This window comes from Acinetobacter sp. TSRC1-2 (genome assembly GCF_049895885.1).
In the GTDB taxonomy this organism is placed as follows: Bacteria; Pseudomonadota; Gammaproteobacteria; order Pseudomonadales; family Moraxellaceae; genus Acinetobacter.
Map to the genome: position 1 here is coordinate 88985 of NZ_JAFCTF010000013.1, position 11800 is coordinate 100784.

The following is an 11800-nucleotide window of genomic DNA, read 5'->3' on the forward strand; positions in this document are numbered from 1 at the left end:
AATATCTTAGCATAAACATAACAACTGCCTAGATGCACTAAAGCATCAAATTAGCCGACTATTTAATTTACAAAATATTGCATTAGATGGTTTTTTATTCATTTTTTATCCTAAACTAGGGACTAAAATGGGTTTTATAAACTACATGCGATGAATGTCGTTCGGAGGCTCTGATGAAAATGGTAGTTGTTTGTGCTCTGGGTGGCATGGTGCTTTTAGGAGCTTCTGTGACTACGCAAGCGGAAAATCAGTGGTCCAATTATCGTGGTGTAGATACTAGCAAGTATCAGCATCGACCTAATTATCCACAAAATAATTATCCGCAAAATCACTATCCACAGCAGCGTCTTGGTTATCCACAAACCAGCTATCCATATAGTTACCCAAAAAATCACTATCCGCAAAATCGACCATATTATCAGCAGCGTCCACCGCATCATCAGAATTATTCGACCATTCAAAATGGCATCAGTATCCAATATCAGGCCCCAACGACTATCACCCATAACTCACAAAGTTATAGTTGGGTAAATGGCGATCCAAATACGGCACGAATTGAAAGTTCAAACGCTACTTTAATCACAGATTGGCGCCGTGTAGGATTACCTGCACCACCGAATGGAACGTACTGGATCTTTGAAAATGGGCGCTATGTGTTGGTGCCCAATCGTTGATGTTTAAGATTCAATTTTAATATAGAGAAAGTCCCCCTTTGAAAAAGGGGGATTTAGGGGGATTAAAATTAAGCTAGTTAAAAATCTCCCTTGTCAATCCAGAATATATTCTGAAGATCCGCATTTCCTGGAAGCAGAGGGAACAAAGAACATTAAGCCAATTCATCATCTTGCGGACGTGGCGTTTTACCTTCTGGCAAGGATTTTTCACTATGTTTGTCACGAATCACAGAAGGATAAGTCCAAGAGGCATAACGCACCACCAAGATTGCAAAAGCTAAAATCAAAATCGAACCGGTAATAATCACCAAGTCCATATCCGCTTTATGGTCATGTTGAATGTCGGAAATAAGTAAACGAGTGAGTGCGGTAATCGCAATATAAATCAGAAAGCGCACCGGCATATGATTGGTCTTGAAATAAATGCCGACCATGGCCCCCAGTTCAAGATAGATAAATAACAGCAGAATATCGTCAATGGTGGCGAATTTTTTTACGGTAAGAATATGAAATACTGTATGACCCGCAGACCAGATCACCATACAGCCAATAATAAATAGTGCAATATAATGAAAACTTTCTACGGCAAGATTTCCGAAACGGTCGAGGAAGGTTTCAATTTTTTCAACTTTGGCATCAGGTTTTGGCATATTTTTCCTCCTTATATATTAGATGAGTATTTGTATGAAACTGGTATTAAAAAGTATGCAAGTTTCATGCACATTAAAACTCAAAACAATTGAATGTTATAAATAATTCAATAGGCTGTATTTTTTTTATACGTATTTGAGGTAATGTATGAATGGTTATTTCATGCAACAGGGAAAAGAAAATGTTAGAAACAATTCAAACAAAAATTAATAGTTTACAAAATGGCAAAAAACTCATTTTAGGTTCGGGTGTTAAAGGAGATGAAATGCAGAAGCTAATTGCCTTATGTGAAAATTTACAATCTGAGGGAGTGATTAAAATTGTGAAACTTCATCAAAATGCCCAAAGCAGTAAAAAAATCTCAGATTCTATTATTGTTGAAAAAATCTAATTTATTTTAGATGAAAAAAACGCCTGACAATGCAGGCGTTTTTTAGATTTGATTTAAATTAAGATTGGCTGGTAAAGTAATCTTCACTGAAGTTCATAATCACTTCTGAGCCTGCTTTTACTTTAGTAATGCGTAGTGCAAGTTCAGGCAAAATGCGCTGCACGAAGTATTGAGCAAGTGCCAATTTGTTTTGATAGAACTCGCCATCTTTCGCTTTAGCCGCCTTGGCAATTTTTGCAAACATGTAAGAAAAACTGAGTAAGCCAACAGCGTGTAGGTAATCTACAGCAGCAGAGTTCGAGAACTCAACATTTTCACGTGCAGCTTCAATCACGTATTGAGTTACAGATTCAACTTCAGTGGCTGCATCTAGGGTTGCATCTTTAATGAAGTTAAGATCAGCATCTAAATTGTTGGCAAAGTCACGAATTTCCTGAATATATTCAGCAATGAATTCACCCTTACATTTAATGGTTTTACGACCAATTAAATCTTGAGATTGAACACCGTTGGTGCCTTCATAAATTTGTGCAATACGTAAGTCACGTACGCATTGTTCCATACCCCATTCACGAATGAAGCCATGTCCACCAAACACCATTTGCGCATCAATCACTGCATCAAAAGCAGTATCGGTTAAATATGCTTTTGCAACTGGAGTGAGCAGTGCCACGCGATTATTGGCTGCTTTTACAGCTTCAGGATCGGTAGAGAACTTGGTAATATCCAGTTGTTGACCCACGTAAACGGCAAATGCACGCGAAGCTTCGTTGTTTGCACGGGCATTGAGTAGCATACGACGCACATCACCATGTACAAGGATGCTATCCGCAGCTTTGGCAGGGGATTGAATGCCAGAAGCGCTACGACCTTGAATACGGTCAGTCGCATATTGCGCCGCATTTTGATAAGCAAATTCAGATGCACCCAGGCCTTGGAGACCCATGGATAAACGTTCGTAATTCATCATCACAAACATGGCTGCAAGACCTTCGTTTTCTTTGCCCACAAGATAACCTTTGGCACCGTCGAAGTTCATCACGCAAGTTGCAGAGGCTTTAATCCCCATTTTATGTTCAATTGAACCTGGACCTGCCGCATTGCGTTCACCTACAGAACCATCTTCATTCACCATGAATTTAGGCACAATGAACAATGAAATACCACGTGAACCTGCCGGTGCATCTGGGGTTTTAGCCAAGACTAAATGGATGATATTTTCTGCTAAGTCGTGGTCACCGCCAGTAATAAAGATTTTAGTACCAGTAATGTTGTAGGTGCCATCTTGATTACGTTCAGCTTTGGTTTTAATAATGCCTAAGTCTGTACCTGCATGCGGTTCAGTTAAGCACATGGTGCCTGACCATTCGCCAGAGTAAATTTTAGGTAAATACGTTTCTTTTTGCTCTTGAGATGCGTAACTGTTTAACGCCATACCCGCACCTACAGAAAGCAACGGATAAAGCAGGAATGATGGATTAGTGGCGAATAGCATTTCATCTGCAAGCACCGTCAGCATTTTCGGCATGCCTTGACCGCCCCATTCCTCGTCTGCACCTAAACCAATCCAGCCGCCATCTGCATATTGTTTGAATGCTTCTTTGAAGCCAGCAGGTGTAGTTACCTTGCCATTTTCATACTTTGCGCCTTCTTCATCACCCGTGCGGTTGAGCGGATGCGTAACGTTTTGCGCAAATTTTGCCATTTCTTCAAGAATGGCTTCTGCAGTTGCAGCATCAACGTGGGCAAGATTTTCATTGGCTTGCCAGAATTGCTCGGCATTAAAAACATCATTCAGGATGAATTTCATATCTGCAAGTGGGGCATTATAAATTGGCATGTTCGTTCACCTGTTTATTGTTTGAATCTCTGTAGACTTAGGGCAGCTTAATCAACAACGAAGAATGTTGTCAGATGACCCAAGCGAAATAACGCTCTATTTATAAAGAAAAAGGACTGTCAAAGCTATGACCGTCCTTTCTCTATTTCTGTACTCAGGAGTACAACTTTTCAAATATCAAATTAGATATTCAGCTTAGAATGCAAAGTGCTCTGCATCTAATGCCAGTAACGGTTCTACGCCGCCTGCAATCACGTCTACGTGTGAACGTACGCGTGGAAGGATTTTTTTGAAGTAGAAACGTGCAGTCGTTACTTTGGCGTTGTAGAAATCAACGTCAGTCGTACCAGCAGCCAATGTTTCTTGAGCAAGAAGCGCCATACGAGCCCATAGGTAAGCAAGGGTGACATAACCAGAGAAGTATAGATAGTCAACCGCAGCTGCACCCACTTCATCCGGATTCTGCATTGCACGCATACCAATCTGCATGGTTAAATCACCCCACTCTTTATTTAGAGCAGCAAGCGGTTCAACGAATTCTTTCATTGCAGCATTGTCTTTGTTTGCTTCAACAAATTTGTGGATAATCTTGGTGAAGTCTTTCAACATTGCACCTTGCGTACCCAAAACTTTACGACCTAACAAGTCAAGCGCCTGGATTTCAGTGGTACCCTCGTAAAGACAAGCAATACGCGTATCACGAACAATTTGTTCCATGCCATGTTCAGAAATGAAGCCGTGACCACCGAATACCTGAACACCATGTTTCGCAGATTCAGAACCGGTTTCAGTCAAGAATGCTTTTGCGATAGGGGTAAGAAGAGACAACATGTTGTCCGCAGATTTGCGTTCTTCTTCAGTTGTACCGTGTTCAACCACATCGGCGTATTGAGCCAATAAGTAAACCAGCGCACGACCACTTTCTGCATATGCTTTTTGAGTTAAAAGCATGTTGCGTACAGCAGGGTGAACAATAATCGGATCAGCTTCTTTTTCTGGCGCTTTAACACCTGAAAGTGAACGCATTGCCAAGCGATCTTTGGCATAGGCAAGTGCACCTTGGAAAGACGCTTCAGATGCTGCAAGACCCTGTACAGCAGTACCAATACGTGCAGTGTTCATGAATGTGAACATGCAGTTTAGACCACGGTTTTCAGGGCCAATCAGGAAACCTTGTGCTTTATCAAAGTTGATCACACACGTTGCGTTACCATGGATCCCCATTTTGTGTTCGATTGAACCACAACGTACTGCATTACGTTCGCCGATTGAACCGTCTGCATTTACATTGAATTTAGGGACAATGAATAACGAAATCCCTTTAGTGCCTTTTGGTGCGCCAGGAAGACGAGCAAGAACGATATGGATGATGTTATCCGCCATGTCATGTTCACCAGCAGAGATAAAGATTTTCTCGCCAGAGATCGCATAGCTCCCGTCAGCATTCGGTTCAGCTTTGGTACGGATAATGCCCAAGTCAGAACCTGCATGAGATTCTGTCAAGCACATGGTGCCTGTCCATTCACCTGAGACAAGTTTAGGTAGGTAGATGTCTTTTTGTTCTTGAGAACCATGGTGTTCCAAAGTACGTACCGCACCATGGGAAAGACCCGGATACATGCCCCAAGACCAGTTTGCAGTACCGACCATTTCAGAAATGGTAATACCTAAAGAATTTGGTAAAGCTTGACCGCCATATTGCTCTTCAGCAGAAAGAGACGGGAAGCCAAGTTCGATATATTTTTTGTATGCTTCTTTAAAGCCAGTCGGTGTTGTTACTACACCGTCATTCCAAGTACAGCCTTCACGGTCGCCGGATTGATTTAAAGGAGAAAGTTCATTTTCACAGAAGTCAGCAGCGGCTTCCAAATATTGATCAACCAACTCACGGCTTACGGTTTCTTGAAATGCAGGGAGCTTTGCATAATGTTGTTCAGCATTTAATAATTCATGTAGAACGAATTGCATATCACGTAAGGGCGCTTTGTATTGTGGCATATCGTTTTCCTCAATACTGGTTTAACCAGCTTATAATCCTAATAAACATTGAAACGTGCCTTTTATGACACATATTTCTATGGCTTAATCCTGCAACATCTTCTTGCTGGGTACAAGCGTTTACATGCTTTTTCTTGGTGACTGTAAAGTCAAAGATTTCTGACTTGAAATTGCTAAGTGTCTTGAGTGTAAATACTTTTAGCGTTTATTTGATGTCATAAATAGTCAAATGGGTCATTTGTTATAATCCATAAAAAAGGTGCTCGAAAGCACCTTTTTTGAATTTGGAACAGGGTTTTATGCGGCAGATTTTACCGGTGATGGAGTCACAGTAACAGGGGCTTGAGGTAGGAAGCGGACTTTACATTTACCCTCAATGCTTTGAGCACCAACTTTAACTTGAACCGCCTTACCATTAGGCTGACCCTGACAGGCTTTTAACATGGCTTGCTGCTTGGCTTGATGTTCAGCCAGGCGTTGATCGAATTGTCTGGTCAATTCTGCACGTTTTGCATCCGTCAGCGGTCCACCCTGTTGCATACGCATGCCTTTCATTTCACCACGCATTGGGCGATGTTCACCTTTCATTTGATGGTGTTCAGCACGCATTTTTTTCATTGCTTGATGGTCAGCTTTAAAAGTCATCACGCAAGTACCCGCAATGGTTTTATCGCCTGCCTTGATTTGCACTGCGCTACCTACAGCTTTGCCATCACATGCCTGTTTGATGTGTTCAATCATTTGTTTGCGTTCTGCACGCGCTTGCTGGAACTGTTCACGTTGTTCTGGTGTCATTTTACGCTCATGCTTTTGATGATGACTGTGCATCATGCGCGCGTGATCGCCCTCTTTATCTTTTACTGTATTGGTCGATTGGCAAGCGGTTAAAGCACCGAAACTCAGAACACTTGCACCCACTAAAGCGATTTTTGTCATGGAATTCATTGTTTTTATCTCCAATGAAAAATAATATAAATTCGATGGTTTAAGAATAAATAATAATGATGAAGAAACAATGGAGAGTTTTTTGACACGCTGTTGGTTACAATAATAAATTGAGAAGAAATTTTGAGACTTTGCTTTTGAATATTCGCCGCGTTCCGATCGCCTTACGCCTATTTTTGACCGTATTACTCACGACTTTAGTGATTACGACTGTCAGCCTGGGTGTTTTGCACTGGACCATGCAAAAGAATTTTGCCAGATATGTGGCGGATGTTGAAATGCAAAAACTGGATCATGTCATCAGCAATTTGGCAGGGGTATATACGGTTTATCATGACTGGGGCAACGCTATTCAGGCGCAGATTTTGCAGATTGAGGGCAAGGCCGATCCCGATGATTATGACAAGTTGTCACGCTGGTGGTTACGTCGTCAATATGACATTGCTTTACAGCAGCGTTATTTTCAGGAAAATACCTTAATCAATGTTTCACCTGGTTTAGAAAAACCGGGACAAAGCAAACCGATTATAGATGAAGAAGAACTGCGCATGATGGAGCAAAATTTACCTTCTGAATATCAGCCTTTTGAAGGTCTTAAATTTCCCTTAAGTTCCAATCAGAATATCTTCCGTACGGATAAAAAAGCGGATGGTGCGCAAGCAGATTCAAGCCAAAATCAAACCAAGAAAAAGCAGTTTATTTCAATGCCTGACCGTTTGGGCTTAAGTTCCCGATTATCCTTATATGATGCCAACAAACAGTTTGTGGTCGGTGAACCCTCTGATATTCCTGTTTCATATCGCCCGATTATGGTAAATGATAAAGTTGTCGGCTATTTGGGTTTGAAGCCGGTGCTGGATCAGGATGATGCTTTAAGTATCAATTTCTTTAGTAATCAAAAACGCTATTTATTACTGGTGTATGGCTTAACTTTCCTGAGCAGTTTAATTGCCGCTTTATTGTTGGCAACCTATTTTAAAAAGCCGATTCAACGCTTGCTTAATGCAACCCGTGAATTGACCAAAGGGCATTACCAGCATCAGGTGAAAATCAACCGCAATGACGAGTTGGGTGATTTATCGAATGAGATTAACCAACTGGCGGTGATTCTAGATCAGCACGAACAGTCGCGCCGTCAGTGGGTGGCAGATACTTCACATGAATTAAAAACACCTTTGGCGGTACTGCAAGCACAAATTGAGGCGATGCAGGACGGGATTCGTAAACCGACGCCGGAACATTTTGAATCCATGCTTCGCCAGGTTAACAGCTTGAAAAAACTGACTCAGGATCTGGCCGATTTGGCTCAAGCTGAAGCACAGCAGCTAACCTGCTATATGGCTGAGGTGAACCCTTGGCATGTAGTACTGCAAGAAGTTGAAAACTTCAAACCTAAATTTGCCCAAGCTGATCTGTCTGTTTCGGTACACGGTGAAGGGGTGAATTTACAATTAGATATAGATCGTTTTAAACAAATTATAGTCAACTTACTCGGTAACAGTATTCGCTATACTGAAGCGGGTGGTGAAGTTCGTGTGCATACCGAACAATCGGCTACACATTGGAGCGTGATTGTCGATGATAGCCCACTTGGATTAAGTGACGAACAATTGGCACGTTTAGGCGAACGGTTCTATCGTGTTGATGATTCGCGTACCCGTAGTACCGGCGGTACAGGTTTAGGTTTGGCCTTATCTGGTAAAATTGCACAGGCATTGGGTGGGAAGTTGAGTTTTGAACATTCTCCATTAGGTGGTTTGCGTTGCAAACTGACTTTTCCAAAACAGTTAAATAAATAAAAGGATGAGATTCATGAAACATGTCATGCTGGTTGAAGATGAAGTTGAACTTGCACAGCTGGTGCGAGACTATCTGGAAGCGGCTGGTTTTGAAGTCAGTATGTTTCATGATGGGCAAGAAGCGTATGACAGCTTTACTCAGCGTAAACCAAGTTTGATGATTTTGGACTTGATGGTTCCACGCATGGATGGTTTGACCATTTGCCGTAAAGTACGCGAACAGTCTGATTTGCCGATTATTATGGTGACTGCACGAACCGAAGAAATTGACCGTGTCTTGGGTTTAAACATGGGTGCAGATGATTATATTTGTAAACCTTTTAGCCCGAAAGAACTTGTGGCGCGTGTACAAGCGGTGTTACGCCGTTTAGACCGTCATGCAGAACCTGAACAGAACAGCTTATTCCGTATGGATAAAGCCCAACAACGAATCTGGTATCAACAAAAAACCTTGAACCTGACACCCACTGAATTCCGGTTATTAGAGTTGTTTTTGGAGCATGTAGGACAGGTTTACTCACGTGCACAATTACTGGATCATATTAACCCTGACAGTTTTGATGTAGCAGATCGCGTGATTGACAGTCATATTAAAAATCTGCGCCGTAAGATTTCCGATGCTGCTGAAACCGGCAATCGTCACGAGTGGATTCAGGCTGTTTATGGGGTGGGCTATCGTTTTGAATATCCTGAAGACTGATTGAGTTTTAAATGATAAAGCGAGCTGAAATGGCTCGCTTTTTTATGGGATATATATTTTCCCAACCAAGAGCTAAAATTATTGATAAAATTTACAGCATGTTGTTGCGATTCAATGTTTTAAAAATGCTTAAAAATAGTTCAAGGAAATAGGTGATGACTTTTGCTTTTGTGTGCCCGTTAGCCGCAGATTGAGTTAACCAGTGCAATGCTAAATGTGAATCACGTTTCAAACCATTTTTCCCATTAAGTGACACATGTCAAGATAAAATTGGGATTGAGCACCTCCGAGATTTGCAGCTTTTAGATACCATGTGTTTGCTTGAGCTAAATTTATGTCCCGACCTAAGCCTTTTTTATACATATAAGCCAGTGAATATGCTGCAGCAGCATCTTGTGTCGCAGCAACCTTAAAAAGTTGAAATGCCTGTTCATAATTTTGCGGTATCCCTTCACCATTTAGGTGCATGATGCCTAAGTTGTAATGGGCATCTACATCACCTTGGGCAGCTGCTGTGCTATACCATTCCGCTGCTTTTTTATAATCTTGTGAAACGCCTTCACCCTGTTGGAACATATAGCCGAGATTGTACTGAGCTATTGGATCACCTGCATGCGCCAATTCAATGTTTTGTTCGTAGATGGTTTTACTTGTAACACTTGAATTGATGAAAAGCATCAAAATAAAACTAAGAGTAATTGTATTTATAGTCTTCATTATCTATTTTCTATGGGTATTTTTTATATATTAATGTTTTTAAATCCATTTTCTATTACTAAAACCAAGTATCGATGTAATCCTTTATTGGCTTTTATATAGAAGTAGGAAGTTCTTTCAAAAGTTCAATCCTCTCTTTTTGGCCTTTATTTAGCCTAGATACCACTAACTCATAAGAATTCAGCACCAAATCCTGTACCAAAGCTTCATCCAAATTTTCATCTTCAGACACCGAAATCCAGTGCTGTTTGTTCATATGCCATCCCGCACGAATATAAGGATAAATATCCCGTAACATTGCACCATCATCCGGGATAACTTTTAAGTTAATAGCTGCTTTGCCTTCTAAATGAAAACTTAACATAAAGACTTTATCTATGACTTCAAATACATCACAGCCATCACCAAAAGGCTGGGTACAGGTCACTTCAGGAAGTTGAAGTGCAGTTTGGCTGGCAAGACGATGTAAGGACATAGTCGATCTCTTGATTTGATATTTTTATTGTCAAATAGGCTCTGTGGATAATGCTGAAATTATCCACAGTTCGCAAGTCATCTGTTGATCAATCTTAAGATGAACAACTTACCATCACTTCCGGCACATCACTTGGTAATGGTGCTAAATCTTCAGGTTTTTCTATGTCTGTTTGCTTGATATAAGGCTGACTGAGTAATTTAAATAGTCGTTCTACTTCCGAAAAATCATCTTGTTCAGCCAGTTCAATCGCTGTCTGTGCCATGTGGTTGCGTAAAATATATTGCGGATTGGCTTTTTGCATTTCAGCATCCAGTTCCTCGTTTACCTGATTTTCTCGAATGCTTTCATATTGAGCCAAAAAGCTTTCAAACTGGTGTCGATCCAGACAGTCATCTTTAATTAACTCAAACTGTTTGTTCTGAAGTCGAATAAAGCTTTGGGTATAGTCCAGTTGTTCGCTTTGCAGAATTCGTAAGAAAGCCATACCACAATCAAAACTGTCTTTATGGAAACTTGGCAAGCCCATTTTCTGGTTTAAACCATGTTTATAGTACTCTAAGAATGTTGGTTCATAGTGCTCTAAACATGAAGATAAATCCTGTTTCCATTGTTCTTTATCATAGTCTGTAGGGCAGAGCGGAACCAGGTTGTTTAACCATTGCCATAAATTCCAGTGTCCAATACTTGGCTGCTGCTGATAGGTATAACGACCTTGATAATCCGAGTGGTTATTGATCCAGTTCGGGCGGAAACGTTCCATAAAACCATAGGGACCAAAGTCGAGTGTGGACCCAGTGATATTCAGATTATCCGTATTCATCACACCATGGGCAAATCCGACCAGTTGCCATTTTGCAATCATTACCGCAGTGCGTTGGATGACTTGGGTAGCAAAAGCCAAAACAGGCTGTTCAGCCTCGAGGCATTCTGGATAATGCCATTCAATACTTTTTTGTACAAACTCAGGCAGTAGTTCAGGCTGATATTGATTAATCCATTCAAAATGACCAAAACGGATATGGCAGTCTGAAGTACGCAGCATCATGGCACCAGGTTCCATTGTTTCGCGCTGTATGCCTTGCGTTGAAGAAGTGAACCCAACGGCATTACTTGAAGCAATACCCAAAGCATTGAGTGCATGACCTGCTAGATATTCACGAATCACGGAGCGTAAAACTGCGCGACCATCACCCATGCGGGAGTAAGGTGTTGAACCTGCACCCTTTAAATGCAGGTCAATGGTTCGGTTTGTTTTATCTAAAATTTGTGCAATCAGTAAACCGCGCCCATCGCCCAATTGTCCTGCCCATTGTCCAAACTGATGTCCTGCATAAACCATCGCCAGAGGTTCAAATTCAGCAAAAGTTTTTTGCCCACTACAGATTTCAACCCATTGAGCTTTATCTTCATCTGACCACTGTAATTCATTGGCGAGTGCTTCGTTAAAATGACCGGCTTTTGCTCCTTTTAATGGAACAGGCATTTGATGGTGAAAAAGCTTGGGATTGAGCGAGGGGTAACGCGGATTAAATTGCATAGGACAATCTAAATAATGGGGAGAGATGATATCACTATAGCAAATTTAAACGGTCAAAATAAATAAAGCC

At 41.2% G+C, this 11800-nt stretch carries 11 protein-coding genes; 4 read left to right on the plus strand and 7 right to left on the minus strand.

The window, feature by feature from the left end:
- Positions 1 to 173: 173 nt before the first annotated feature.
- Positions 174 to 674 carry an RcnB family protein gene (locus tag ACP69Y_RS13465; protein WP_425918878.1) on the plus strand — a complete coding sequence of 167 codons (501 nt, stop codon included), beginning with the start codon at positions 174 to 176 and terminating at the stop codon, positions 672 to 674.
- Positions 675 to 826: 152 nt separating this feature from the next.
- Here ACP69Y_RS13465 and ACP69Y_RS13470 read toward each other — a convergent pair whose 3' ends face one another.
- The gene (locus ACP69Y_RS13470; RefSeq protein ID WP_425918879.1) at positions 827 to 1324 is read right to left on the minus strand and encodes a phosphate-starvation-inducible protein PsiE; all 498 of its coding nucleotides are present in this window, start codon (positions 1322 to 1324) and stop codon (positions 827 to 829) included.
- 182 nt (positions 1325 to 1506) lie between these two features.
- Here ACP69Y_RS13470 and ACP69Y_RS13475 point away from each other — a divergent pair, with 182 nt between their 5' ends.
- Positions 1507 to 1716: a hypothetical protein gene (locus tag ACP69Y_RS13475; RefSeq protein ID WP_425918880.1), complete on the plus strand. Its 210-nt coding sequence runs from the start codon at positions 1507 to 1509 to the stop codon at positions 1714 to 1716.
- Between the two features lie 58 nt (positions 1717 to 1774).
- Here the strand turns inward: ACP69Y_RS13475 and ACP69Y_RS13480 are convergent, their stop codons facing one another.
- The 3 genes from ACP69Y_RS13480 to ACP69Y_RS13490 form a co-directional block, all read right to left on the minus strand.
- A complete protein-coding gene (locus ACP69Y_RS13480; RefSeq protein WP_425918881.1) occupies positions 1775 to 3556 on the minus strand; it encodes an acyl-CoA dehydrogenase C-terminal domain-containing protein in 1782 nt (593 codons plus the stop codon).
- A gap of 195 nt (positions 3557 to 3751) precedes the next feature.
- Positions 3752 to 5554: an acyl-CoA dehydrogenase C-terminal domain-containing protein gene (locus tag ACP69Y_RS13485; protein WP_425918882.1), complete on the minus strand. Its 1803-nt coding sequence runs from the start codon at positions 5552 to 5554 to the stop codon at positions 3752 to 3754.
- Positions 5555 to 5851: 297 nt separating this feature from the next.
- Positions 5852 to 6499 (minus strand): hypothetical protein, encoded by a 648-nt coding sequence (locus ACP69Y_RS13490; RefSeq protein ID WP_425918883.1) that lies wholly within the window; start codon positions 6497 to 6499, stop codon positions 5852 to 5854.
- A gap of 137 nt (positions 6500 to 6636) precedes the next feature.
- Here ACP69Y_RS13490 and baeS point away from each other — a divergent pair, with 137 nt between their 5' ends.
- Positions 6637 to 8298, plus strand: a complete 1662-nt coding sequence (gene baeS / locus ACP69Y_RS13495) for a sensor histidine kinase efflux regulator BaeS (protein WP_425918885.1) — start codon at positions 6637 to 6639, stop codon at positions 8296 to 8298.
- A 13-nt stretch (positions 8299 to 8311) separates the two neighbouring features.
- The gene (locus tag ACP69Y_RS13500; protein WP_291357172.1) at positions 8312 to 8998 is read left to right on the plus strand and encodes a response regulator; all 687 of its coding nucleotides are present in this window, start codon (positions 8312 to 8314) and stop codon (positions 8996 to 8998) included.
- A gap of 228 nt (positions 8999 to 9226) precedes the next feature.
- Here the strand turns inward: ACP69Y_RS13500 and ACP69Y_RS13505 are convergent, their stop codons facing one another.
- The 3 genes from ACP69Y_RS13505 to ACP69Y_RS13515 form a co-directional block, all read right to left on the minus strand.
- Positions 9227 to 9676: a tetratricopeptide repeat protein gene (locus tag ACP69Y_RS13505; RefSeq protein ID WP_425918886.1), complete on the minus strand. Its 450-nt coding sequence runs from the start codon at positions 9674 to 9676 to the stop codon at positions 9227 to 9229.
- Between the two features lie 133 nt (positions 9677 to 9809).
- Complete coding sequence (locus ACP69Y_RS13510; protein WP_425918888.1) at positions 9810 to 10190, minus strand: MmcQ/YjbR family DNA-binding protein; 381 nt, start codon at positions 10188 to 10190, stop codon at positions 9810 to 9812.
- 94 nt (positions 10191 to 10284) lie between these two features.
- Positions 10285 to 11730 (minus strand): protein adenylyltransferase SelO, encoded by a 1446-nt coding sequence (locus ACP69Y_RS13515; RefSeq protein ID WP_425918889.1) that lies wholly within the window; start codon positions 11728 to 11730, stop codon positions 10285 to 10287.
- Positions 11731 to 11800: the final 70 nt, after the last annotated feature.

Excerpts from the sequence above, each read along its gene's own strand:
- ACP69Y_RS13465 (WP_425918878.1), top strand. The coding sequence starts at position 174 with ATGAAAATGGTAGTTGTTTGTGCTCTGGGTGGCATGGTGCTTTTAGGA.
- ACP69Y_RS13470 (WP_425918879.1), bottom strand. The coding sequence starts at position 1,324 with ATGCCAAAACCTGATGCCAAAGTTGAAAAAATTGAAACCTTCCTCGAC.
- ACP69Y_RS13475 (WP_425918880.1), top strand. The coding sequence starts at position 1,507 with ATGTTAGAAACAATTCAAACAAAAATTAATAGTTTACAAAATGGCAAA.
- ACP69Y_RS13480 (WP_425918881.1), bottom strand. The coding sequence starts at position 3,556 with ATGCCAATTTATAATGCCCCACTTGCAGATATGAAATTCATCCTGAAT.
- ACP69Y_RS13485 (WP_425918882.1), bottom strand. The coding sequence starts at position 5,554 with ATGCCACAATACAAAGCGCCCTTACGTGATATGCAATTCGTTCTACAT.
- ACP69Y_RS13490 (WP_425918883.1), bottom strand. The coding sequence starts at position 6,499 with ATGAATTCCATGACAAAAATCGCTTTAGTGGGTGCAAGTGTTCTGAGT.
- ACP69Y_RS13500 (WP_291357172.1), top strand. The coding sequence starts at position 8,312 with ATGAAACATGTCATGCTGGTTGAAGATGAAGTTGAACTTGCACAGCTG.
- ACP69Y_RS13505 (WP_425918886.1), bottom strand. The coding sequence starts at position 9,676 with ATGCTTTTCATCAATTCAAGTGTTACAAGTAAAACCATCTACGAACAA.
- ACP69Y_RS13510 (WP_425918888.1), bottom strand. The coding sequence starts at position 10,190 with ATGTCCTTACATCGTCTTGCCAGCCAAACTGCACTTCAACTTCCTGAA.
- ACP69Y_RS13515 (WP_425918889.1), bottom strand. The coding sequence starts at position 11,730 with ATGCAATTTAATCCGCGTTACCCCTCGCTCAATCCCAAGCTTTTTCAC.